General features: G+C 45.5%; 19 protein-coding genes and 1 pseudogene. 11 read left to right on the top strand and 9 right to left on the bottom strand.

From position 1 onward, the window contains the following. Nucleotides 1-11 precede the first annotated feature (11 nt). Nucleotides 12-2,222 (bottom strand): DNA primase, encoded by a 2,211-nt coding sequence (locus tag RT084_RS05905; protein WP_312385786.1) that lies wholly within the window; start codon nt 2,220-2,222, stop codon nt 12-14. A gap of 87 nt (nt 2,223-2,309) precedes the next feature. Next, nucleotides 2,310-3,392 (bottom strand): outer membrane protein assembly factor BamD, encoded by a 1,083-nt coding sequence (locus tag RT084_RS05900; protein WP_312385784.1) that lies wholly within the window; start codon nt 3,390-3,392, stop codon nt 2,310-2,312. A 249-nt stretch (nt 3,393-3,641) separates the two neighbouring features. Here RT084_RS05900 and RT084_RS05895 point away from each other — a divergent pair, with 249 nt between their 5' ends. After that, a complete protein-coding gene (locus RT084_RS05895; protein WP_286130689.1) occupies nt 3,642-4,697 on the top strand; it encodes an RluA family pseudouridine synthase in 1,056 nt (351 codons plus the stop codon). A gap of 160 nt (nt 4,698-4,857) precedes the next feature. On the opposite strand, the pseudogene RT084_RS05890 reads toward RT084_RS05895, so the two are convergent. Continuing rightward, nucleotides 4,858-4,999: pseudogene (locus tag RT084_RS05890) on the bottom strand (putative DNA modification/repair radical SAM protein); the annotation flags it as partial. 189 nt (nt 5,000-5,188) lie between these two features. Next, nucleotides 5,189-5,737 carry a hypothetical protein gene (locus tag RT084_RS05885; RefSeq protein WP_313098062.1) on the bottom strand — a complete coding sequence of 183 codons (549 nt, stop codon included), beginning with the start codon at nt 5,735-5,737 and terminating at the stop codon, nt 5,189-5,191. A 348-nt stretch (nt 5,738-6,085) separates the two neighbouring features. On the opposite strand from RT084_RS05885, the gene RT084_RS05880 reads away from it, so the two are divergent. The 9 genes from RT084_RS05880 (at nt 6,086) to RT084_RS05840 (ending at nt 21,952) form a co-directional block, all read left to right on the top strand. Beyond that, nucleotides 6,086-7,282 (top strand): amino acid aminotransferase, encoded by a 1,197-nt coding sequence (locus RT084_RS05880; RefSeq protein WP_076776244.1) that lies wholly within the window; start codon nt 6,086-6,088, stop codon nt 7,280-7,282. Between the two features lie 284 nt (nt 7,283-7,566). Continuing rightward, complete coding sequence (locus RT084_RS05875; RefSeq protein WP_313098059.1) at nt 7,567-8,349, top strand: vWA domain-containing protein; 783 nt, start codon at nt 7,567-7,569, stop codon at nt 8,347-8,349. A gap of 64 nt (nt 8,350-8,413) precedes the next feature. Next, a complete protein-coding gene (locus tag RT084_RS05870) occupies nt 8,414-10,540 on the top strand; it encodes a PP2C family serine/threonine-protein phosphatase (protein ID WP_313098054.1) in 2,127 nt (708 codons plus the stop codon). Between the two features lie 3 nt (nt 10,541-10,543). Further along, on the top strand, nt 10,544-13,072 hold the full coding sequence (locus RT084_RS05865) for a hypothetical protein (protein ID WP_313098050.1): 2,529 nt from the start codon (nt 10,544-10,546) through the stop codon (nt 13,070-13,072). A gap of 49 nt (nt 13,073-13,121) precedes the next feature. Continuing rightward, on the top strand, nt 13,122-14,012 hold the full coding sequence (locus RT084_RS05860) for an RDD family protein (RefSeq protein WP_201664161.1): 891 nt from the start codon (nt 13,122-13,124) through the stop codon (nt 14,010-14,012). 49 nt (nt 14,013-14,061) lie between these two features. Further along, nucleotides 14,062-16,287, top strand: a complete 2,226-nt coding sequence (locus tag RT084_RS05855) for an FtsW/RodA/SpoVE family cell cycle protein (protein ID WP_313098047.1) — start codon at nt 14,062-14,064, stop codon at nt 16,285-16,287. A gap of 75 nt (nt 16,288-16,362) precedes the next feature. Further along, nucleotides 16,363-19,386: a penicillin-binding transpeptidase domain-containing protein gene (locus tag RT084_RS05850; protein WP_312385452.1), complete on the top strand. Its 3,024-nt coding sequence runs from the start codon at nt 16,363-16,365 to the stop codon at nt 19,384-19,386. A 28-nt stretch (nt 19,387-19,414) separates the two neighbouring features. Next, nucleotides 19,415-20,977, top strand: a complete 1,563-nt coding sequence (locus RT084_RS05845) for a hypothetical protein (protein ID WP_312385451.1) — start codon at nt 19,415-19,417, stop codon at nt 20,975-20,977. Between the two features lie 72 nt (nt 20,978-21,049). Beyond that, nucleotides 21,050-21,952: a pseudouridine synthase gene (locus tag RT084_RS05840; protein ID WP_312385450.1), complete on the top strand. Its 903-nt coding sequence runs from the start codon at nt 21,050-21,052 to the stop codon at nt 21,950-21,952. 5 nt (nt 21,953-21,957) lie between these two features. Here RT084_RS05840 and thiE read toward each other — a convergent pair whose 3' ends face one another. The 5 genes from thiE to RT084_RS05815 form a co-directional block, all read right to left on the bottom strand. Further along, nucleotides 21,958-22,620 carry a thiamine phosphate synthase gene (gene thiE / locus RT084_RS05835; RefSeq protein ID WP_312385449.1) on the bottom strand — a complete coding sequence of 221 codons (663 nt, stop codon included), beginning with the start codon at nt 22,618-22,620 and terminating at the stop codon, nt 21,958-21,960. After that, a complete protein-coding gene (locus tag RT084_RS05830; protein WP_312385447.1) occupies nt 22,610-23,071 on the bottom strand; it encodes a GNAT family N-acetyltransferase in 462 nt (153 codons plus the stop codon). The genes thiE and RT084_RS05830 overlap by 11 nt, the downstream gene beginning before the upstream one ends. Before the next feature lie 22 nt (nt 23,072-23,093). Continuing rightward, the gene (locus RT084_RS05825) at nt 23,094-24,026 is read right to left on the bottom strand and encodes a hypothetical protein (protein WP_050325366.1); all 933 of its coding nucleotides are present in this window, start codon (nt 24,024-24,026) and stop codon (nt 23,094-23,096) included. 247 nt (nt 24,027-24,273) lie between these two features. Continuing rightward, entirely contained in the window at nt 24,274-24,576 is a 303-nt protein-coding gene (locus RT084_RS05820; RefSeq protein WP_065252692.1) for a polyhydroxyalkanoic acid system family protein, read from the bottom strand. Nucleotides 24,577-24,647: 71 nt separating this feature from the next. After that, the gene (locus RT084_RS05815; RefSeq protein WP_050325368.1) at nt 24,648-25,247 is read right to left on the bottom strand and encodes a TetR/AcrR family transcriptional regulator; all 600 of its coding nucleotides are present in this window, start codon (nt 25,245-25,247) and stop codon (nt 24,648-24,650) included. Between the two features lie 223 nt (nt 25,248-25,470). Between RT084_RS05815 and RT084_RS05810 the strand changes: the two genes are divergently transcribed. Then, nucleotides 25,471-26,220: an SDR family NAD(P)-dependent oxidoreductase gene (locus RT084_RS05810; protein ID WP_313098037.1), complete on the top strand. Its 750-nt coding sequence runs from the start codon at nt 25,471-25,473 to the stop codon at nt 26,218-26,220. Nucleotides 26,221-26,254: the final 34 nt, after the last annotated feature.

Below are 26,254 nucleotides of genomic sequence, written 5' to 3'. Positions count from 1 at the left end.
AACGCGATGAATTAATCCTCTTTGCGCTGTAGCCATGTTCTAAGCCAAGTTAAAATCGCTTGGTGGTGTTTGATACATAGGCTCAGCGCCTTCAAGTCTGCTTTTAGGGTTTTTTGTTCGCGCTGTAGAGTTTCTAACATCAGTTGAACCACCAACTCTGTCACCAGGTCTGAGATATCATCAATGTTGCGCTGACTGAGTTCTTTAAAAAACCGCGCCCAATGTTTGATAAGTTTGTTTTGCTGCTCTGATGTCAAGCCCGCCAGTATAAAATGCGCTTTGGCATTGATTCGCTCGTAAGTTGACCATTTTGGGTTATCAAAATCCTGCAATCTTGATTGAATGGTTTGAATCCAAGTAATCAACTTCAATAGTTCTTCATCGGCAATGGCTTGCCAAGTTAGGCAGCAACTTTCATCATAGTTTTTGCAGGGCGTATCCATGGCATGAGTGATACCCTCAGTGTCACCCGTTAAATTTTCGTCCAATCGAATCGGGGCTGTCGGTTTGGTAGAGGGGTGTTTCGGTTTAAAAACATTAGCCGCTTCGCTGCGCTGATAAATATCGCGGATGACAGATTGGCTAATGCGGTTATTTTCCAGACTGCCTAACAGCTCTGGTTGAAACAAAAAACACAGCTGCAGATGCAGTTGTACCGTCAATTCGCTATCAAAATTGAGCAGGGCATCTTGCGCTTGCCGTGCTTGGTTTTTTCGCCCCAATCCCATTTTGTTTTTGATGTCTTCACGCAGCAACCAGCCATAACTGCCTTTTGGCAGTTTTTGGGTCAGCGCAGAGAGCTGCTGCAAAATTTTGCTGCGATTTTCAGGGGTATTGGTAGGATATTGACGCGTCAGACTTGAGTACAAATACGCTGATAGGGGAACCGCTTGGGCGATTTGTTGCTGCATCGCTAACAAACCATGCGCTTTGACATAACTATCCGGGTCATGATTATCTGGCAGTGTCAAAAAGTGTAATTCCTTGCCATCAGTAAGGGCAGGCAACCCAACTTCCATGGCACGCCAAGCGGCTTTTTGTCCTGCACTATCGCCATCAAAACTTAAAGTAAGTCTGGGATTAAATTGCAGTAATCTTTCGATTTGTGATTGCGCCAGCGCTGTTCCCATGGAGGCAACTGCACCATACACGCCCGCTTGATGAAGGCTTATGACATCCATATAACCTTCAACCACCAGCCAGTCTTTGGCTTTGGCCTTGCGACCTTCAAAAAGACCATATAACACGGCTTGTTTATGAAATACCGGTGAATCTGAAGAGTTGATATACTTGGGATGCTCATCATCAGACATGGTGCGACCGGCAAAGCCGATCACGCGTCCTTGTTGGTCGCGGATGGGGAAAATCACCCGATTGCGCAGCAAATCAAAATCACGGCCATTTTGCGAAGTGCGCACCAATCCCAAAATTTTTAAACCTTCGATGTCTTGGGGGAAGGCTTCCTCAAGATGTTGCCAACCATTTGGGGCAAAACCCAAGGCAAATTCTTCGATAGTGTGCGGCGTCAGACCACGTTTGAGCAAATAATGTTGGGCAAAGCTATTTTGCTGTAATTGATGTTGATAAAACTGGCAGATTTGGGTCAGTAAGTCGTATAAACTTGATGAACTATCCTGCGGACTGCTATTACCCAAGTCATCAAAGGGTGAAAACCCGCCAACGCTTGCATCATCATACTCACCAAAAGGGATAAAGCTCGCATCTAAGTTATCAGATGTTTGAAAATCATCAAAAGCGTCTATCCACAAAGCCTCTGTATTGGTAATAGCCGGACGCTCGGCAACATCTGAGTCAGAGAGGGTTTGAGTGGAACTTTGAGCCAGATTTTGATGAGAGGATGCCCTTGCTTGCGATACAGCAGGTTTGGGTTGAATGGGTGTTTTTTTATAGGTATGTGATTTATTAATAGGTTCTTTGGGCAGCTCAATCCCCGTTTGACGGGACAGTTCTTTGAGCGCTTCGCCCGCAGTGAGGTTTTCGTACTCTTTCAAAAAGGTGAGCGCATTGCCGGCGACACCACAGCCAAAACAGTTATATAACCCTTTTTGCGGATTGACAAAAAATGAGGGCGTTTTTTCTCCATGAAAAGGGCAACAGCCTTTGAATTCATTGCCCGAACGTTTGAGCTCCACATGCTTGCCAATAATCTTGACGATATCGGCATTAGCAATGATTTGATCAATGATGGCATTGTTACTCATGGTAAAAAGCGCATTTCCAGTTAAAAATTAGCTGATTGAAAAAAAATAGCTAGGATAAACCTAGCTAATGTTAACAGGGTTTATAGATTATTTGACTTGACTGGTATTGTCAGGTGGCAGACCCAAACCAATTGTGGTCTCACGTGGTCTTGTCGGAGTTTCATCATTTGCCGTGGTAGCTGGACTTGGCAAGCGCATTGCCGCAGCTTGCTGAATTGAGGTCTGAATTACTTGTGGCTTGGTATTGCCTGAGTATTGACCCGACTGCTGGGCTAGCCCTTGAACAGCAGCATTTCGTGAGCTTTGACCGAGCACGCCCAATGTGGCTTTATTTAACCAGTTTGAACCGGTACGGGTATTATCAAGTTTGACGTTGCCACGCGCATCAATCAGACCAGGGTAGTTGATACGAAGGAGTTGTTTATATTGATTAGCGGTATCGGTCATTCCCAGTTTGTCATAGCTATAGGCGATGGTAGCAATAGACTCTGGAATCGCCTCGCTTTGTGGGTAGTACTGAAATACCCATTTAGCACGGTTGGCAGCTGCCACATAGGCTTTGCGTTTAATATACCAGCGCGCTACATCCATCTCACTTTCTGACAATTGGTTATAAATATAACGCATACGTAGCGCAGCATCTGGAGCATACGCACTATTGGGGAAGCGATTAATCAGTTGCTGAAAGTTATTAAACGCGATGCGCGAATAGCCCATATCACGGTGTGCAGGATTAAGTTTGGTGTACTTCATCACGCCGCCTGATGCTGCCTGCATATTTGAGATGCCGCGAACATAGTAAGCGTAGTCAACTTGCGGGTTGGATGGGTAAGACTGGATAAAACGATCAGCACTGGCAATCGCATCCAAATAGTCACCATGTTGGTACTGCGCATACATCAAGTCAAGTAACGCTTGCTCGCTGTAATCACCCACAGGATAGAAAGTCCGTAAATCGTTCAACTGGCTAATTGCTTTAGCAAGGTTGCCTTTTTTGATGTTGTCAGTCGCTGCTTGGTAGTAGCCTTGTTCGCTTTTTTCAGCTTTGGTCGCGACGACTTCGTCTTTGCCACCAAACAATTTTGAATTTTTTAGCGTTTGACAGCCCGATAAAGTGGTCAAAGCCAGAGTAATTGCGGTGAGACCCACAACTTTGGAAAGATGATGCATACGAACCTCAAATCTATTGCAAAAATATTTGCCCATCATAATACTTATTGTTCAAAACTGAATGCAAAATATTGTATTAAAAATTTCACTAAGTCTATCACGAAACGTTATACTTTGTGACCTATCCGCACATATTAATTTTGAAAATCCCTATACCCTAAGTCTGAACTGTTTATGACCACGCCAATCGCCTCACATCCGATCAACTTAAATCCAATCGAATCAAACATTGAATCTATGAACGAATCTATGACTCAAAACAATACCAATCAACTCGAAGAAGAATGGGAAAACCTGTCACAACCACACCCAAGCCATCAGGATCTGCAGACCCACGATGCTGGCAGTCATCAAATTGTCCAAAATTATACAGTCAACTCTGAGCAAATAGGGGAGCGCATTGATAAAATTGCTGCCTTGGTGTTTAGCGACTATTCGCGTGAGCAAATTAAAAATTGGCTTGAGTCAGGCGAATTAACCGTAAACGGCGCAGCGCAAAAACCCAAATATCGTCTTAAGCCCAATGATATGTTGGTGCTTAAAGCGAGTTTGACCGCTCAACAGCAAGATTTGCCTGAGAATATCCCACTTGATATCTTGTATGAAGATGAGGCGGTGCTGGTCATCAATAAGCCCGTAGGCTTGGTCGTCCATCCTGGCGCGGGCAATGGGTCAGGTACGCTAGTCAACGCGCTGCTTTTTCATTATCCTGACAGCCGCACGCTACCTAGAGCAGGATTGGTACATCGCATCGATAAAGAAACATCGGGTTTAATGGTGATTGCTAAAGACAGTCAAAGCCAACTGCATCTAATTAATCAGCTTAAAGACAAATCCGTGTACCGGCTTTATCAAGCGATTGTGTTAGCGTCCGCGGCTGAGCTTGCCCGCCATCGCACCATTGACGCCCCCATTGGTCGCCATCCGACCCAGCGCACTAAAATGGCGGTGGTGGGTAGTGGCAAACCCGCTGTCACCCATCTTGAGAAAATCACAGCGATAAGCGACGCTGTCTCATTGGTCAGCGTCCGCCTTGAAACAGGGCGTACCCACCAAATCCGTGTACACTTATCAAACTTGGGTTTTCCGTTGCTCGGAGATCCGCTCTATGGTGCAGCTCGTAAAAATGCGATATTGTTAAAAACTTTGCATGACGACCAAAAACACATCGTGCAACAGTTCCAGCGTCAGGCACTACATGCTTATGAGCTTGGCTTTATCCACCCAAAAACAGGCGAGCCTATTAAAGTGCAAGCACGCCTGCCCGAAGACATGCAAAAATTACTCGACACCCTAAAGCCCTAACAAAGCCATAACTTTTTACCGTTATACGACTTTGATTAAATGACTGAGGCGTTATTGAGGCGTGTTAGCGGGCAATTAGGGTACGCCCCGCTATTAACCCATTTTTTCCGTCAAATATTTCCAATAGCGTTTTGGTAAATACTGAATATGCAGCTTGCGATTCAACATTGACGCTTAAGCGATCGGCATACAATCCTGCTTCCTGCTTCCTGCATCAGCTCAGCAGACGCACCCGGAATGGTTTTTAGATGAATATAGCCATTGAATTTGTGCGCAAGGCACAAGGTTTTGGCGACACATAATTCATCGCGTAAACCCTGCATATCTCATATATCAGCGGATAAAAACATAAAAAATAGGTTGCAAAATTAAACTTAAGATGAGTATTTTACCTTATCAGAGACTAAAAATACGGTTAAAAAAAAGCAAGACGACAACGTGTGACGTCTTGCTTTTGGTAGATTAACTAATTAGTGACTACCAATTACGAATTACGGATTAACGATAATAGCCGGTGCGGTCGTGACAGGCACGGTGGTCATTGTCGCTACCGCAGGCGTTGATGCGGGTAGCAACACGGGGGTTGTCGTGGTAGTAGAAACAACGGTGGCAGGTTTTGACACGGTTACTGTCGCGCCTGAGCCTGTTTGTACCGTCACTGGGGTGGTGGTATTGACATTCGATGTTGATACTACGGTTGTACTGGGCGCTGTTGTTACCACAGGGGCTGTGGTAGTGACGACAGGCGTAGAGACAGTGCGATAAGTCGGCGTGGTGACAATTTGTGTCGGGTAAAATGGCATACCGTCAACGATGGTAAATCCATTAGGGCGAACCATCACCGTATCGCTCGTGCCATCGATATGTTGATTAACAATCGTTGTGGTTTTTGGCGCCACGCGGGTCGTGGTTACCGTTGTCGTTTTCTTAGCGGCGGCTTTAACGGTGCGCGCATTACTGGGCGTTGCCACGGCACTCATGGCAATCACCGCAACTGACGCGGCAACGATTTGGGATTTTTTTATAGCGGTCATCATCATATTGTGTTTCCTCAAAAATACACATGGAATTGATGAAATTATTATGCGCATATTGTTGATAGAAATATAAGTTATAAATGTAAATAACACGCAAAATTTGCAATTTATGCGATAACTGCTGTGAAAAAATGTAACTGCATGGGTCAATTAACCCATTGAACAGGACACTTTAACAGGGCTGAATTTTTGCTAATTAAAGCGCTTAGACCAGCAAAAAAATAGGCGTGACGGTTGTTTTATTGGGTTACAAGGTTTATCCTTATCCGTTGACATTGAATATTTGGGCAATGCCACGTTAGCGTAAATTTTTTAGCAGTCAAACTTATCAATTAAATGTAGGAGCTATTCATGTTTTCACATGTAGAACCGTATGCGGGTGACCCGATTTTGGGGTTGATGGACAAGCATAAACAAGACCCACGTGCCGACAAAGTTAATTTGGGTGTGGGTGTATATTTTGATAATGACGGTAAATTACCCGTCCTCAACTGTGTGCAAAAAGCTGAAGCACAAATCGCTAATCCACCAAAACCCCGTCCCTATCTGCCAATGGACGGTCTGCCAGGTTATCGCGCCGCTTGCCAAAACCTATTGTTTGGTAAAGACGCACAAGTATTAAAAGACAAGCGTGTGGCAACCACAGCGACCATCGGTGGTTCAGGCGCGCTCAAAGTCGGGGCTGATTTTATTCATGCTTGGTTTCCACAAGCCAAATGCTATGTGTCTGACCCAACGTGGGCAAACCATATTGGTATCTTTGAAGGGTCTGGTTTTGCGGTGGGCAAATATCCCTATTATGATGCAGCGACCAATGGCATCAAATTTGATGAACTCATTGCTTTCTTAAACACCTTGCAAGCCCATGATGTGGTGTTGCTGCATCCTTGTTGTCATAACCCAACGGGCGTTGACTTGACCCAAGCGCAATGGGATAAAGTGCTTGAAGTGGTAAAAGCGAAAAACTTGCTTGCCTTTATGGATATTGCCTATCAAGGCTTTGGTGAAGACATGGATGCAGATGTCTATGCGATTCGCAAAGCAGTGGATATGGGCTTGTTGTTCTTTGTCAGTAACTCATTCTCAAAAAATCTATCACTGTATGGTGAGCGCGTTGGCGGTTTATCTGTGGTGTGTAAAGACGAAGCACAAGCCAAAGCAGTACAAGGTCAATTGCAGTTTAATATTCGCCGCATTTACTCAAGTCCACCTTCGCATGGCGGTCACGTGGTTGATATCGTGATGAATGACGAAGCGTTATTCAATGAATGGGTACAAGAAGTGTATGTGATGCGCGATCGTATCAAAGACATGCGCCAAAAACTGCGCGATAGCTTAGAAGCCAAATTACCCGGTCGCAGTTTTGAATATATCACTAAGCAAAACGGTATGTTTAGCTATACCGGTCTCACCCCTGAGCAAGTAGCGCGCATTATCAAAGATTTTGGTATCTATATGGTCGCTAATGGGCGTATCTCGGTTGCCGGTCTAAACGCTAGCAATATCGACTATGTAGCCAATGCCATGGCAGAAGTGTTAAAAGACTAAGCGTATTACATGGGCTTATTAAATAAGCCTGTTAAAAAACTAAGATAGCTTAAATCATCAAAACCCTTAACCGCCTGTTAGGGGTTTTTTATAACTTATGATTTATAAGTGATGGTGTATGACTTATGATTAATGGGGCGGGGGAGTATTTAAGCCCTTCTGGTAAGATTGTAGAAATATTTTTGACTGTTGTTAATTAAATCCCCACAAAAAACCTTGCTTTTCGTATCGGCTTTTGCTGAGATACCGATTACAATAATTTTTATAAAAATAGGATATCTTTTATGGTCGCCCACAACCCCATACCCAATTTTCAAAACCCAGCTCATTCTACGCCGCCATCCATCCCGCAAGCCCCCACCCCCCAGTTTCGAGAAATCGACTACGGCAATAACGTTGCCCAGCGTACCCTGTGCGTTTTGGTGTTGGATTTGTCAGGCTCAATGGCGATACGCTCAGGCAATGGCGACAAACGCCGTATCGATATGCTCAATGAAGGGATTGAAGCGTTTTATCATGATTTGATGAAAGATGAAACAGCCCGCAACCGTGTGCGTTTAGCCATTGTCATTGTGGGCGGGGTCAATGATACCGCAGAGCTGATGATGGACTGGACGGATGCGATTGATTTTTTCCCCATTAAATTTCGTGAAAATGGCATGACGCCGCTCGGACAAGGTATGTTACTTGCGCTCAATTTGATTGAGCAAGAGCGTATCAATCTACGCGACAACGGTATCAATTATACCCGTCCTTGGGTTATTGCCATGACGGATGGTCTGCCCACCGACAGCCAAGATATGTGGCAGGCGGCTATTAATCAATGTCACCAAGCCGAACAAAATAATCAATGTATTATTTATCCGATTGCCATTGACGCAGGCGTGCAAGAAGTTAAGATGCTCAAGCAACTGTCGATTTTAACCCCCCCTGTGCATCTCAACTCCGTTAAGTTTGTCGAATTTTTTGTGTGGTTGTCCGCGAGTCTTAAGACCGTCTCACAATCTGCGCCTGGGGAAACCGTGCAATTAGGGAGCATCTCACCGTGGGCGACCATTCAAAGTTGATGGTAAAGACAATCACCTGCAACGCTCATGATAATAAAAAAACCTAAAAAAACTGGGGATAATGATGAACCAAACCACGGATTTGTTCGCGCCAACATCGCAATTATCAGTCCAACCATCTTGGCAAGTGTATGGCGCATCCAGTATTGGTAAATCCCATATCGACAGCAACCTGCCCAACCAAGACAGTATCTATTTGCAAAAAACCCAAGACGGTATGGTCGCTGTGGTATGTGATGGGGCAGGCTCGGCAAAATTTAGCCAAGCGGGGGCAGCGTTTTTTAGTCAATCAATTGGAAAAATGCTGCTCAGTCTCGGTGTGGGTCTCAGTGTTAGTCACAGTGTCAGTATCAGCGGCATTGCGTTTGATTTGGTGCAAGTCAAACAGCAAATTATCGAGCAATTATCACAAATACGCCTCGACCTGCAGTCACAGCTGACCGCTGAATCGAGCCTAAGAGATTATCACACCACCTTTACTGGGCTACTCATTCATTCAAATCATCAAGCACTATTGGTGCAAATCGGTGATAGTCCTCTTATCACCAGCCAATTTGTTGTCCGCCATCCTCACATTGATTATTTTACCAACTTGCAAGTGTACGGAGATGATAGCAAGAATGAATACGTCAATGAGACGCATTTTATCACCCAAGACAATTGGCAATCCTTTTTAAGGGTTGAGCCCATTGATTTATCGCAAGTGGATTGCCTTGCACTGATGTCGGATGGCTGTGCGGACTTGGTATTTGAAGGCGCAAGTGTTACGCCCAAAATTTACCGCCCTTTTTTTGGTAACTTGCTATTTAATTTAACCCAAAGTCAAAGCTTACAGCAGGGCAGCGCGATTATTGAACAGGCGCTTGGCAACCCTGCCACCTATCGATTAACCGGTGATGATAAATCCTTGGTGGTATTACTAAAAAATCAACAGCATTATCAAAGCCTTGAACCGATGGTTGAGGGGCAAAATAAAACCCTAGCGAATGACACCCTAGAAAATGACACGATAGCGACTGCACCAAACAACCCCACGGTTTGGCATGCCGATGCTGTCAATCATAAAAATACCCGCGCCACTAGCACGCCTGATGACGTAGCATTTAATGACATAACCTCCAATAACATCAATAACATAGCGCCTAACCCAAATCCGCACTTTGACAGTGTTGTACAGACTGCTCCTGCAACGCCAGCGGCCACAACGTCACAGGCGTTGCCCCCTTCGCAGTCCGTCAGTGACTCAACCAGACAGCGGCGTAATACTGCTATGATGGCTGGCGCCGCGATGCTCATTGGCACAGGCATATTGGGCTGGATAAATAAAGATCGATTGCTCCCCACGCAAACTGTCAACAATGCCAATACTGCGGCATCGGTGGCGAGCACAACGCCCATCTCGGCTATAACGCCCCCACTGACCGCGCACGCACTGGGTGATTCCTATGCCATTGACTTGAGCAAAGCCGCAACGCTTACCGAAAGTGGCAATCCCAGCGATGATCCCATCCTAAAGGTGATAGTAGCCAGTCCGCAAGGTGGTTCTATCAGTGTCATCGAGCAAAAATCCAAACCAACAAGCAGCGCTAAAACTAAAAACAATAATAAAAACGAAAACAAAAATAGGGTGAATCTGCCCTTATTATCCGCCACTGTTACCACGGTGGTCGCTAATAAAAACCCAACGGTTGCCAGTGGCGCAGCGAGTACAGCTTTGCAAAACCAACATACCGAGACTGAGGCTACTTTGGCGGCTACTTTGACCGACTCACAATTTAACAATCATGCTGTCAAACTTGCGGCTAAAGCAAGCTGCTTGCCAGTTACCGATACCCATGATTTGACAAGTTTAGGGGTCACCATCCAGCCCACGATGCATTACTACAACTGCCAAATTAGCTTGCCTATCAAATCGATAACGAGCCAAATAGCTGGGTTAAGCAAAAAGACTGAAATCTTGGATAGTCTGACGCTTGACAAAGGGTTATCAGAAATTTTAACTAGCTCTACTAGCCATAAAGCAGCTACCGCCTCTACGGGTTTGCCTGCTAGCACGGTCAGCGATTCTAGCGGCAATCAGCAAATACAGCTATACTATTTGGGTATTACTGACACAATAAATCATATGAGTGCCACTGCTAGCACTGAGTTAGCCGCTTTACCCACCTCATCTGCCAATCTTAAGAGATAGTTCATGCCGTATTTAATTGCAAACAATCAGCGTATCACCATTGATTTGCCTATCTCTCATGAGATCGGCTCTGGCGGTATGGGCATTGTCTACCGTCTTGGTAATCTGTTAGGCACGGGCAATTTGGTGGCAAAAATCTTTAAAAATCCCATCGACCCCAAAAACCCCAGCCTTGCCAAACTACAAGCCATGATGGCGCGCCCGCCTGAGCATATTTATGAAGTGATTAATGGGGTAGGATATACCCAGTTTGCTTGGGTGAGACATCTGATTGTCGGCGAGCATGATGAGCTCATTGGCTATGCCATGCCAGAGCTGGATTTTGATAGGTCGTTATCGCTCAATCCTTTTATGTACCCACGAGAGGCAGCAAAACTGACCGCGTATCAGCAGAGTCTCAATTATCGCGTGCAGCTGTGTGCCAATATTAGCGCCTTGATGGCGGATTTACATGGTCATGGGCATGCCTTTATTGATTTTAAAGAAGCCAATATGCGCCTGATGCCAGAGCCAAGCACGGGCATGGATGATGATTATAAAGGCTTTATCGTTGGGTTTATCGACTGTGATAGCTACCGTATTACTGGCAGTGATGGCAGCGTTTATCCAAGTCCTGTCATATCACCTGAAATGACCAGTCCTGAATACCATGAACACAAAGATATTGGTTTGTTGGATGAAAAACACGACCGTTTTGTACTGGCGATTGAGCTGTTTAAAATTTTAAACAATGGTATTCATCCTTTTTATTTTATCCCTGTCTCAGACCGATTAAAAAATGCTGCCCATCGCAACACCGACCAATTTATCAAAGAGCGGCTATATGCTTATGGCTTGCAGCCACACCCAGAGATTGCCCCGCTAAAAAACAGCATTCATATGTGTTGGGATGACCAAACCCGTGCAATGTTTGATAAAGCGTTTTTATCCACCCATCCAACTGATCGCCCAAGCGCCGCCGAGTGGGAAAACCATCTACGCGGATTGGTTCAACACCGCCAGTTTAAAGTGTGTGAAAATTATCCCAATGATGCTAGCCACATTCATTTTGTTGGTAAACCCTGTCATCGCTGTCTGTTTTTAACCGTACCCAATAACCCGTTAACCACGCCCGTCACACCTGTGCCCGCAATCATCGCTGCAGCGACAACCAGCGTCTGGCAAACCACGCCCACCCGTGCTTCTGTAGCGTCCACTGCCGCAAATCACCCAAGTCATCAGCCAAGCGCGGCTTTGGCCGGTTTGATGGGTGATGAGACATTGGCAAATAATCGTCGGCTTGAGCAATCGCTCAATACTCAGGCTAACAGTCACCGGGGCATACCGAGCCAACCCATCAATATAGTCAATGCAAATGTAGTCAATGCAGGGGATGCAGTCGATGACGCGACCCAAACACCGGCGACTCATTCAATGGCGATGCCAGATACGATGCTAGATACAATGACAGATGCGAGAACAGCACCCACGCATCACACTGATACTACAGAGACGACACCCACTACGCCACCGTATACTACTTCTACCGGTGAGGTATCTGTCAAAAAGCCCTCTAAAGGGTGGCTGATAGCGATGATTGCTGCCCTAGTGGCAATCGGTGGCTATGGCGTATCAAGGTTAAAATCCGCCTCAACACCGACGACATCACAATCCGCCACTACCAATCAGTCCGATAATACCAAAGCGGCAAGTACCGATGATAATTCACAAAAAAAACCAAAAAGCCAAAATAGTTACAGCACCATCATCAAATCGCTACCGACTGCAAAAGCCACTATGACGCAAGCGCTTAAAGAGCAAAGTGGCTTTTTTTCTTCCTCGTCGCAAACTAGCGTAGCCAAGCTGTATCAAGACACGCTCGGTATTAGCCCCGAGTTTTTTGATAAAGTCGTCAAGGTGGGTGAGTTTGCCGAGCCATCGCTCAAACAGCTGCAAGAGCTCGGTTACAGCCAAGATATCAATGCGACAAAGCAATACTCGCTTGAAGCCTTTCGCAACGCGGATATGGGCTATTTTAAACAGCAGCCCACGAATAAAACGCTCGCCAAACAACTCAATGAAGCAGCAAAAAGCTATTACTGGCGCAAAAAAGACCCAAAAGCCGCCGCTTATCTTCAAGCGCAAGCAGTGAAATACAATCCCAACCAAGGCGAATATGTCGCCAATTTTGCTTATTATTTATTTAAAAACAACTATCCTTATAGCAAATCTTTTTTGCTTTATGCGCTACAAACGCCGCGTGATAGCAGCAAATATCCCAATACGTATATGATTGAATTGGCAGCGGCAATGGCACTGCAAGCGGGTGATGACAAAGGCGCGGTGGGGTCGTTATTGGCACAGTTTTATACCACTGACGATCAACAAAAACGTTGCCAAAACATGTTAAATTATCCGCAAACCTATCCAGAACTGGTACCCATCGCCGAGAAAGTGTTAGCCATTATCGACCAGCAAAACAGTAGCGGCGCCAATCCTGTGCCTGCTGAGTGTTTGCCGCCATACAACTGGGTGGTTGGATCGTCAAATTAGTTTATCAAATTGAAAATATGAAAATATGAAAATAGGGTAGTAAACATCTATGATTATTGTCTGCCAACAATGTGGTCAAAAATTACCAAAAACTGCGGTTATGTGCCCAAATTGTGGCAGTCGTCAGTTTGCGCAACAATCTGATAATCATACTCAGCCGCAGCAAGCAAATTCTTTTGTACAGTCAAGTGGCTATAATGCCTATGACAGTACCCATAACGCGATCCAGCCCGAACATTCTACTTGGCAAAGTTATACACCAAATCCATCTGCAGGCAATTATCAACCGACCGATATGCCAGCTGTGCAGGCTAGTCAACCTATGCAGCAACCTGCTCAACCAATCTATGCACAGCCTAATTATGAACAGCCTGATATTGCTCAAGCGTCAAATCTACCCGCACAACCCTCTGACTATGCAAATCCTTATGTCGCTCCCGCAGTGCAACCACAGCAACCTAGCCAATACCCAACTCCCGCTACCAATCAGCTGCCTTCGACCGCGCTGCAGACTCGTAAGCCGGCTCATACCATGCTGTATGCAGGTTTTGTGCGCCGCGCATTGGCTTATCTATTTGATTTAGCGTTAGTCAGTTTATTATTGGGATTGGCTTATCAATTATTGTTGCCGCAGATTTTACCGCAGCTTGGCATTCGTGGGTTTAGCGATCAAACGCTTGCCTTGATAGCGTATGGATTTTATTTGTTTTATATGACGTTATTGACCTGTTTGGGACGACAAGCAACGGTGGGCAAGGTGATTATGGGTATGTGGGTGTTTGGTATGCAGGGTCAACGGGTTAATTTTTTCCATGCGTTAATCCGCGAAACCTTAAAACTTATCTTATTGCCATTTGGTTTTTTGATGTGGTTTACCGCCCGAAAACAAACGCTGCATGATTTAATCGCACGCACGGTGGTGTTGTATGACCCCAATTAATTTTTAAACAGGGATAACAATAAAAAAGTTAATCAATTTGGAAAACCCCATGCTAAACATAGTGAGTCGTACAAAAGCCAGCAAAAAACCCAACGCCAAAGCGCAAACGTTGAGCGAAATCATGATTTTAGCGGTGGTATGGCTCCTGTTAATTGGCGCATTTTTACTGGCAGATTACGCCCATTCGCCCAAACTGCAGCGTTATCAACTCGAACTCACCAGCTATACTGAAGGCATCGCCAAACCGCAACTGCTTAGCAAATATTGTGGCGACAACGTTATTACTAATCTGTATGACAACCGTAATGATCCTAACTATGGCATGACTCAAGCTTGTGCCCAAGCCAGTCAGCCTACACAATTAATGAGTGAGGCAAAGCAACATTTTGCCAAAACCCAACAAGCTTTAGCGGCCGCATGGCAAGCCCAAGGCAAACAGCAACGCCAAAACGAATTGGTTGAGAATGAAACCGAAGTGAATTTGGGTGGCGATAAACTCAGCAATCGCCAAGATTGGCTACACCTTAATGCTAGCGGGCAACTCGATAGTTTAGACAACTTAATGGCGGTAAAAACCGATAAATTATCCCCTGCCGACCAAGCTAATTTTGCGGTGTCATTGCTTGCGGTTGCCGATGGTAATCGACGTTTTGCCTACAATCGCCTGTTTAGCAATCAGCCCGCCATTGCCAAACTGTTAAATCAATCGGCAAACGATGTCGCCAGTATCTATGACGCCAATAACAACCAACAAAAAGCCCTGCAAGCGAACAATTTACTGCCGTTAATTGGCACGCCCACGCATTTGGGAATGCTCACTCAGGTGTGTATTTGGTCGTGGGTGACGTGGGGGTTACTGTGGCTGTCGCGGCGTAAGCACTGGCTAGAAGTGTTGCCGATAGCCATCACCGTGTGGGGACTGGTTATTGCGGGTGTTAGCCATACGGTGATTCTGCCGATGATGGTGGGGGGCGTGCTGTTTTGCGTCGGCGTGCTACTGAGTGTATTGACGATTTTTTCCCCCATGCGTCGGTTCATGGAAAAATTCCCCGACAACCGTGCCATGCTGTCATCTGCGTGGATTTATCCGTTGTTTGTAGGCTTTGCCACCTTTGGCTTGATGATTTTATTTGATTTAAGCACCCGTAGTTATTTGTCACTGCGTTATATTTTTCTCAATCATTTCAAAGATTTGTTTTGGTGTTTTGTGTTTATTAGCCTGGCTCGCCCGATTAGCAGTTTGCTGAGTTGGGGGCTTAAAACCCTCATTGCCAATAACTTACTACACAGCAGTTGGGGCAATGTTAAATCGGCGATGACTAAAGCACGTGTGTGGCTGCTTGCTTTTGCGGTGAGTTATTTGGGCTTGGCAGTGTTGATTCACAGTGACAGTGCGAAAGTCGCTGAACTGTCAAAGATTTGGCTGATGGTGTTTTTGGGTGTGTTTTTGGCGATTAACCAACGCGGCTTGATTAATCATCTGTTTTTCCGCTCCAAAAAAATGACCCTGCTGCTTGCTTTTGCGGTGGTGTTGCCGTTTATCGCACTGGGTATTGCCAATGAAAAAGGCACCATGCTGGTATTTTTGTTTTTGTTTACCTTTTTGGTGGGCGTGGCGCTATCCAACAAAATTTTCCAAATGGGCGGACGGGGTTACATTTTGGGCGTGTTGTCGAGTACCGCGATTTTGCTTTTGCTGATGATGGTGTTGGTGAATTTAAGCGGATTTGATGCGCGTACTGCCGAGCGGGTCAATGCGTGGGTCAATCCGTTTGTGGCGAGCAACGATCAGATGGCGATTTTGCATTGGTTTCGCGATAGTGTGCCGATGATTGGCTATGGGTTTGGCGATATTCCGTGGTGCGGTTATCATTTATCGGGCTGTCAGGGCGTGCCGCTACAAATGCAAAGTGACTATACGATTACCTCGGTGATGGCAGTGGTGGGTATCGGGGCAAGTGTGGTGCTGATGATGGTGTATTTTGCGTGGCTGGTACTGATTGCCCGTCAGCAGATGGCGTTCGCCAGTGAGCAGATGAAATCACGGCTGTTATCGGGTGGTTATTTTTTGCTGGCGTGGGTGATTTTGCTGTGGGTGGTGATTACGGTGTTTCAGGCACTTGTCACCATTTCAGGGAATTTAGGAATTTTACCGCTCACGGGGGTGACCTTGCCGTTTTTAAGTTATGGCACCAGTAATTTATGGCTCAATAGTATTATGCTCAGTTTGGCGCTGTTTCAGCCAAAGCTGATGTTGGACGGCAATAAACCATAAACCGTATGCTCAATAACTTATCCAATTGTAGAAACGTCAAATTTTAGTAAGGCTTGCAAAAATTAAAGGTTCAAAATGACCGAAAACCAAACCCCGAAAGACGAAAACAGTCAAGAAACTATGAACAGTGGCAAGTTAGAAACTGTTCAAAAAATAGATTCTAACATCTTACCACAAGATAATAATGTCACTGATTCAACCACAGAGATTGAAGAAACAGCCACGCCTGCCAATACCTCCGACAATACGCAAGCAAGTGAAACAAAAAATAGTAACAAAAAAATCAAAAACGACGGTAAAGTTGCCAGTTTTCGGGTTTCTCAAGCGCTTTACAAAACCATTTTGACCAACTTACAAGTAATTTTGGTGGTGTTTGTTGTCGGCCTTATCGGCTGGCTGGCCTGGTATCTCTCGCCCTTAACCGCCTCAAATACCACGTACAATGCAGAGGCGAATGAAAACGCCGTGTCACTTGTCGTCGATAATCTGGGTATGGCGGATGTGGTCAACCAAGCCAACAGCCAAAATACTAATACCCAAAGTGCAAACGCTAATCTATCAACTTCGGTCAACGCCACGCCTGCCAAAACGTGCGACTTAATGCAGCCCAAAAACCAAGCCCGTTTTACCGACAGTATCAACCGAGTTAATCAAAGTCTGCTCAGCTTGTATCAGCAAAAACGTCTAGCCAACCAATACCAACTGCAAACTGCCAGCCTTTGGCAACAAGCCTGTGAGCAACATATCAACGAAGACGCGTTAGCCTTTGCGCTAAAAACGCTTGCCAACCCAGAGCGGTTGTTGCAACTACAATGGCGAGAACAACAGCCCAATCGCCGCAATCAAAACGACCCCAATGTCGCACATATGCCAACCAATTGGCTCACCCAAACCAACCCTTGGTATGGGCTACCGGGCTGTGTATACATCAAAACCGCCAAAACGGCGGACAATCAAACAGGCTATCTGTATGTCGATAGTCGTGGCAATACCATGACTGACACAGGTGACGTTGACTCATTAACCCAGCTTTGTAACAACCCTAGATTGATTCCGATGTCGGTCAAGTCCTTGGCGGTCAAACCATTGACAGGGGCGGCGACTTTACCCAATGCACCAGCATCTGACCCAAATAATGCTTTTAATAAAACCAAAAACGATATTCAAAACCAAGCCAATGGCGTGTTGCAAACCCTACAAGACAAACCCACGCAAGACCCGAAGAAACGGATTGCCTCCACCAGCAAAACTGAGGTTGCTTTGCCGACCAATCTAGGGTTGATGTATAGCGAATTGTCCAACATTCACGCCAGCCATTTTGACCGCCAGTTATTGGATGCTTATCAAAGCTACCAACAAAAAAATGATCAACGCAGCTGGTGGCAAAAACTCACTGCACCGCCAATCAATAGCATCAATGTCGATGGCTCGGATATCAAAATCGGCTACAACATGGCGTTAACCCTAGATCCCGCCGTACAGACTACCGCCCAGCAAGTAGCGGATTGTGTTACCAATAACCCCAATGGCACGGACTGTAATAACGTGCTTTCGCCTGCGTTGCAAAACGTCGCCAATGGTATGTATGAAAACGCCTTGGTACGCAGTATCGGTATCGCGGTGATTGATGTCAAAACCCAAGGCGTGCTTGCCCTTGCTAGCGCTGACTCCAACTGCTACCGTGCCGATAATGGCGATACCACGATTAAGCCCACAGGCTGCCCAATACTGTGGAAAAAAGACTGGAGCAAGCAAAACCTCATGAACCATGCTTTATACCAAACCGTGTACCCAGGTTCGACCGTTAAAACCGTACAAGCATTGGCACTGGTACGCGCCAATCCACGGTTTAAAAATATGCAAACCCCTGAAGCGCAATATCTTAAACAAGTAATAGCAAGCTCATCTACCGAAAAAGTGGCGAATTTTTTATATTGTCACCGCACGACCAGTGCGATGTCATTGCAACGTGACCGACAAGGCGTTTGCCCAGGTATGCCCGCCTTTAAAAAAGCCAGTGATGACATGGGCTGGAGTGTGAATTGTGCCGATAAAGGGGGAGTGAATTGCGGATTTAAAGATTTACTGTTTGGTAAAGCCTACAATAGTGACCCGATGCTACAAAGCCGCTATTTCTCAGGCGTGCTGCTCACCGATGGCAAGCAAGATTACACCACCAAGCAATTACAATTTACCGAAAGCCAAGTGGCAAGCTGTGTCAAAGCCAATGGCGGACGTATGAATGGGGCGTGTCGTCAAGGGGGCGATATGCTCAATGCCAGCATGAACCAAGTGTTTGGCGCAGGTAATGCCAAAACCTCGGTACTGGGTGTGTCGGATATGTTTGCCAATCTGCTGATTGCCGATAATGGCGCGACCCAACGTCGCGGCGTGCATTTGATTGAGGATTTGTGGGGCGTCAATCAAATTCCGCTGCGCCCTAAAGCCTGGCGAGGCGATGCCCAAAGCCAAGAGATATTGACCACAGCTACTAGCCAACTCGGCGCCATGCCTCTGGGCATCAATCAATCTGAGGCCCGCGGTGCGCTTAATTTATTATCAGGTACGCTGCTAGCAGGCACAGGTTTGGGAGGCGGCAACGGCACAGCTTTCACTGCCTGTAACCAAGCGATTGGTAGCTGTGCTTGGACACAGGGCGTGATAGTGGGCAAAACAGGCACACCCGGCTTTAACTACCCAACCACACAAAACGGTCGCAGCTTTTATACCCCCAATGTCACCGTCACTATGGTGGCAAATCTGTGTAACAATGCGGACATTCGCGCAGGCAAAACTCAGCCATCGGTGGCGTGTTATGCTCGTCCGTATAAATGGTTTGTCTATGGGCTAAAAGATAAAAATGGCAAATGGGATAAAGCGGTAGCGGTATTGGTTGAACGTAACTGGACTAAAAACGGCTTGGTCGATGACCCCCGTGATGGCATTAACCGAGCGGTACAGGCAGGCATGATATTAGCCAAACAGATGTATCAAAGCTCAGCGATTAGCCGTCCTGCCAGCGCCAAGCCACTGGCTGATTCAGTGGCTAGTCCAGTGACTGATACTACGCAAGCTGTTAAAAAAACGCAAACCCATTAATAAAAAATTTCACCATTAAGAGTAAATTATGGCTTACATCACCACCAACCACCGGTTTATCATTGACGACAAACACCCAAGCGATGTGTTTGATGAAATGGAAAATTTCTTTAGCCTATACACCACCGCCATTGATGACTTACAACGGGTGAGCGTTCAGCTGTCCGTGCCGACGAGTTTTGATATCACTGCCAATAAGAAAATGGCAGAAAGCTACCGACACTTTACCCAATCGCTCAAATACACCATGCCTGATATTCATATATTGCCGATTAAAACCCATGCCGCCCAAACAGCGGATGACGATGACACAGTCAGCGAAGCAGATAATTCGGTCATTTTGCTGATTCAACGGCTTGACGGCTATGCGCTAAATGATGAAGACGAGAACCCCAGTCTATATCAAAGCCTGTTAGGGCGACTGATGCCACGATTTGCCGAAGAAAAATCTGCCACAGGACACTACCCTGAACGCGCCCCAATTACCTTACCTGAACCTATCGCGCAACCAGCGCCTGTAGCACCGATACCTGTATCGCCGCAGTACCCAACCCAGCCTGTTTCGCCACAACCGCAGCCTGATCAAGCTTATCAAATACCTGTGCAACCAACAACACCGCCTTCAAACCCCAATCCAGTGCCTGCAGTTGCGCCGATGCAGTCGCCGCTGGTCAATACCGAGCCTACACCACATAAGCCACAACCTACGAGGGTACAACCGCCAACAGCTGCGCCCAAGCCGATGGTAACTGTGTTGCCAAACATCCAAAAATCCGCCAAGCCGTATCAAGATTTATTGACCGATGCGATTATGGCAGCGGCGAAACAATGGGTAAATAAATCCCAAGTGATTACTCAAATCACCTTAAAATCTAATGATGGACTGACAACCGCGATGGTAGAGCAGTTATTTAGCAGTTTTAATCATGCCCATAAATCCACCAATACCCCGCATGATGCCATTGATTTGGTATCTTACGGCTATGAGGTGTTAAAACCCAAGCTTGCCACAATTGGGGTAAGCTTGTCCGACGAAGCGCAATTTGGGTTAAAAGCCAAAGTGCAAGCCACGCCAACGGATATCGCACGTTTGCAAAAAGGTGAGGTATTTAGCAATGAGATTAAACTGGGTGTTAAATTCATTACTCAGAATCAGGCACAGCCAAACTCAAATCATCATATCGTAGCAAGCCCGCCCGCTTTTAGTACTGCTAGTACTGCGCCACGCCAAGCGCAAAGCAAACTGCCGCAGTTGAACCAAAATCTACAGCAGATTGTTTTGACCATAAAATCTGTGGATGGGCTAGGGGAGCGCCAACAAAAAGTACGCGAGTTTCCGATTGTGTTTGCCAGTCGCGAGGCGCAAATCGCCCATGCCTTACGTCTATTTGCCGCCAATGACCTAAAGCTTGCCAGTGGCGTGTATTTTGCGATTGTCGAATCTCAAGGACAGCTGCTGATTGATGAGATTGATCCCAACATCAGCATTACCCGAAACGGTCAACCCATCAACCGACATGATGTTTTGCTGCCCAATGATGTGCTAAGCATTAATCATGCGATAACCGTGCAGTTGTTGTTAGCCCAATAAATGGGCGTAAAATAAAACAGCATCGATAAAGTGGTTTTTAAAAATGATAGATTTAACATGATAGAGCGTGGCATGAAACCCAGTAAGTTATATTTACCCCATGATAAGTTGTATATGGGTGGGCGGCTTATCGATTATTTGGCAGCGCATTTTTCTCATATTAGTTTGGCAAACTGGCAACGACGGTTTGACAGCGGTTTAATTAGCCTTGAGCGTGGCGAGCCGCTCAAACACGATTCGCCCTATTTGGCAGGGCAAACCATCTTGTACTATAGGCAGGTTGAGAATGAGCCTATCATTCCATTTGAGCCCAGCATTATTCATTTGGATGAACATTTACTGGTGGTCGATAAACCGCATTTTTTACCCGTCACACCGTCAGGTCACTATGTCAGCCAAACCCTACTAGCCAAATTAAGAAATCATCCAGATTTACAGCAGTTAGCGGTAAATGATATCTCACCCTTGCATCGGTTGGATAAGGACACGGCAGGCGTGATGTTATTATCGGTTAATCCAAGTAGTCGCGCTTGCTATCATGCGCTGTTTGCCGATAGACACATACACAAAACTTACCACGCCATAGCACCGACTCGCAGCGATTTATGTTATCCCTTTCACATCCATTCCAGACTTGAGAGTGGTGAGCCGTTTTTTTTGACCAAGACGGTCGAAGGTGAGCCCAATGCGCACACTATGATTGAATTAATTGAAAATAACGGGGCGTTTAGCTTATACCGATTAACCCCGGTGACGGGCAAAAAACACCAATTGCGGGTGCATATGGCAAATTTAGGTATGCCGCTGTTAAATGACAATTTTTATCCCACTGTTAATACTGTCAAGACCCAAGGCAGTAGCGATTTTACGAAGCCTTTGCAACTGTTGGCAAAATCCATCGACTTTATTGACCCCATCACCCAGCAAGCAAGGCGTTTTGATAGCCAGCTACGGCTGATAAAAAATTCTAACTGATTGATTTATTTAATTTTTATCATTTCTTTAAGCTGTTCACTGGCAAGTTTGACATCTTTTTGCCCCAAAATTGCAGAAACGACTGCCACGCCGTCAATCACATCACCAGTGGACGTGTCGGCAGCTTGCAGGGATTGTTGTAAGGCGGGCAGGGTGGTGTGATTGATACCACCAATGGCGACAATCGGAAGCGTTACCGCTTGTCGTATTTGCGTTAAGCTCGCTATGGTAACTGTTTGGGCATCTTGTTTGGTGGATGTGGCAAACATCGCGCCAACGCCCAAATAATCTGCGCCGTCTGCTTGCGCTTGGATGGCTTGCTGGGCGGTGCGCGCGGAAACCCCAATGATTTTATCCTTGCCTAAAATTTGCCGAACCACGCGACACGGCAAATCACTTTGACCGATATGCACCCCATCTGCCTCAACTGCTAAGGCGATATCGACACGATCGTTTATGAGTAATGGTACGTTATAGCGGTGGCAAATCGCTTTGATACGCAGCGCGCGCTCATAGAACGCTTTGCTAGCAATCGCTTTTTCTCGAAGCTGCACCAATGTCACGCCGCCCAATATCGCTTGTTCAACGGCTTGTTCAAGCGTTTGCTGTTGCAGGCAATTGCGATCTGTGACCAAATATAGCCGATAATCAGCACGGTTATGCATCATGTTTGACTTCCAATATCATATTGACATGCTCAATGCCGTCTTCAAGGTAACAGTCACCTTGCATACAAAAGCCGAGCGCTTGATAAAAGTGGATCAGATAAGTTTGAGCGGCGATAAAAATCGGCTGGCTAGGGTAGTATTGCTGGCAAATTTCAATGGCTTTTTGCATCAAATCATGCCCATAATGGTGACCGCGAAAATCGCCAACCGTTAACACGCGACCAATCGCCACATAACCCAAATAATGATAATCAGGTGGGATAATCCGCGCATAACACACCAGATTATTATTAATAAAACCCTGTAAATGCCAACACACCAAGTCGGTATCATCAATGTCTGGATAAGCGCAATGTTGCTCTACAACAAACACCTCACAGCGCGCCTTAAAAATATTATATAAGGCTTGTGCTGATAACTGTGGCAGTAGATTGAGTTGAAACGTTAGCATACGAATAAATCGAACATCTGCATTATTTTAAGCTGGCTTGGCTGTCGATAGTATGCCATTTGACCATTTTTTTACCCAATAACGGCAAGCAAAACGAAGGCAATTGGTACGCGCCAATCAGCGGTAAAAACATCGCACCCATAAACGGCGTGGTGATGGTATACGCCAATAACACATTGCGGCCACCGCAAGCCAGCGCAGAGATAATGGCGTTTTCATAGCCAAAGCGGCGGTATAAAAAATAGGCAGAAAAGTAAAATACTAACGACAAGACAGTGCCCAAACCAAACAAGCTTAACGCCTGCATGGGATTGGTGTCAAAGGTATGTCTAAAGCCCGACATCAATCCAAGCGGAAACATCATCAGTAGAATAATGTTAAACTTAGCAATTTTTGGATAATAAGTATTGAGCGTATCACGGGGAATGTATTGGCGTGCTGCGACCGCCAGAATCATGGGGGCGATAATGTAAATTAATAACCGCTTAATATACAGTACAAAGTCTAAATGGGCGTCCTTGCTGCCAAGCAACCACAATATCACCAGTAAGCTAACAGGCATCACCAACGTGGCTGTGATGGTTTTTGCCATGGCTAATAGTGCATCAAAACCCACTGCATTCACAATAGCGCCCGTACCAAATAGCGGTGCGGTGGCTGACAGACCCGCGATAGCCAACAACAAATCACCACGGACACCTAGCAAATAAGCAATCAAGGTCATGGCTAAGCTCATCAGCGCACTTTGGAAGATGGCAAATCCCCAAACATATTGGGTCGTCATGCGTCTAATCAGCTGGGTTTGGTCAATGCCCAACAAGGTAAAAAACATCAAGAAAAATAAAATCTGCGGCAGCAGCCCAAGGACAAAATGCGACAAGTCAGGAAATATAAATCCAATCACACCAAACAATGGCATAAAAATCGTACTGTGACGGGCAATAAATCCAATCATGATAAATCCTTGGCGATTTTAATGATAAACAAACAAATGATAAATAAATAATTGAGTGAGCATACTACTCATTATTGATTGATAAATGCAAATAGTTTTGCTGCTAATTGTCATTTCATCATTAAACTAATCACAGTAATATACATCCCATTTTTGACGCCGATAGCTTTTATTTCGCATAATGTATATTATGTTAAATAAAATAATTTAAACTAAACGCTAACTGCCACTCAGCTCACTGTATATGCTAACGGTCTTTCACAGCTTGCAATGCGTTATCAAGATTTTGGTTCACTGTCTTTTCTATCAGCGGCAAAAAACTTTTGAATAAAAACCCAAGCTTTGCTTGCATATCAAATACCTCATCATCCACTGTTAACATACCTGTCACACCGGCACGAGAAAAATTGACGCGTATTTGCTCATCACTGCGCACTACATCGCAATGCATTTTATAGTCTTTTTCTGCTGAGACAATCCAATCTTCGGTTATCTCAAAGGCTTGGGCTTTACTGATGCCATGCTCACGATGAATCACAAAATTACTCATAATTTTCTACTTTTTTCTACGCTGTCTTAGGTTTTTAGCTATCTATTTTTAGTGGTCTGCGTTCGCTTAATCTAGGTTAGCCCTTCAAAACACGTACGGGTCACGATAGCGATAATCTCATCATCGTTATACAGCTGCGATGAGCGTAAAAACCCCAGTACAGGGTCACAAGCTCTGGCATATAAGGTATATAAAATTGCCAGTCCTGGTATGTTGCTTTGCAAATTGCCCTCTGCTTGCGCTTGCTCAATCCATTCACCGATGCTATCTGACAACATGACCAAGTTGTTGGTGTAATCATCATTGGCAATTAGCAGCTCGCGCAGCTGGGAGTTTTCACTCGGCAGATTCGGCATTTTTTGCGCTAGTTTTAGTCGCATCGCCCACTGTGTCAGCGCTTTAAGCTTATCGATGGCGGTTTGGTCGGTCGCGTTTAGCTGATTGATGACCTCAAGCGCTTTGTGCATGATATCAACCAGCGCCGCCATGCCTAGCGCTTCTTTACTGGGAAAATGTCGATACAATGACGCCTTGGCAATGCCCACCGTATCAGCAATCTCATCGACGGTCATCGCGTCATAGCCTTTGGTGGCTAACAAATGGTTGACCGTTTCAATAATCAGCGACTCACGCTCTAGCATCATTCGCTGTTTAAACGTTAACTTTTTCATCACAAGTTTCTAAGGTTTTTCAGGTTTCTAATATTTATGAGGTTAAAAATTAGCTAATATTATACTACAAATTTTTTTATGATACTTATTATTTGATTATATACCAATAATTATATTTTTATACTAAATAGTATAAAACCTATTGCCAACCATCGGCTACTCTTTTATAGTATGCGTTAAGTCGTTTGCAAAATTTTGTATTGAGTTGTTATATTGAGTCGCTATGATGTCAACCCCCAATCCCTCAAAGCCTTTATCCATCGTCATCACAGGTGCAACCTCAGGCATCGGTTTACAGTTGGCGATGGATTATCTAAGCCAAGGGCATGATGTGTATACGGTGGGGCGAAACAGCGATGTTTTGCACACGTTGGCAGCGATGGGTGCAAAAACGATTCAGCTTGACTTAACCGAGTATGATGCCGTGATGCAAGCATTTAACGACATTAAAACGCTAGATTTATTCATCGCGGCGGCGGGTGTTTGCGAATATATCGACATGCCAAACTTTGATTCGCGGTCTATCATGAGGGTGATGAACGCAAATTATGGCTCGTTAGTGCATGCCATCGAAGCGCTACTACCCGCCCTCAAGGCAACTAAAGGTAAAATTGTCACCGTCGGCTCTGCTTCTGCTTTGGTGCCCTTTGTGCGTGCAGAGGGGTATGGTAGCTCAAAAGCGGCAATCCATTATCTGAGCAAAACCTTGCAAATGAGCCTGCAACCTTATGGGGTCAAAGTGGCTTTGGTAGTGCCGGGCTTTGTCAAAACGCCGATGACGCTGCAGAACGACTTTCCAATGCCTTTTTTGCAAACTGTACAGCAAGCCAGCCAAGCCATTCAACACGGGATTGCCAATGATGATAATATCATTGAATTTCCGCAGACATTGGTACAGCCCTTAAAGCTATTGGCAAAGTTACCTGATACAGTATGGCATTTTGTGGGTTCAAAACTTTCTCATACGACTTAATCATTTGACTTGTTAATCATTTGACTTGGCTTTA

It is taken from the genome of Moraxella sp. CTOTU48717 (assembly GCF_032057165.1).
In the GTDB taxonomy this organism is placed as follows: Bacteria; Pseudomonadota; Gammaproteobacteria; order Pseudomonadales; family Moraxellaceae; genus Faucicola; species Faucicola tetraodonis.
The sequence above is the reverse complement of the archived record's forward strand: the minus strand, read 5'-3'. Positions and strand labels throughout refer to the sequence as shown.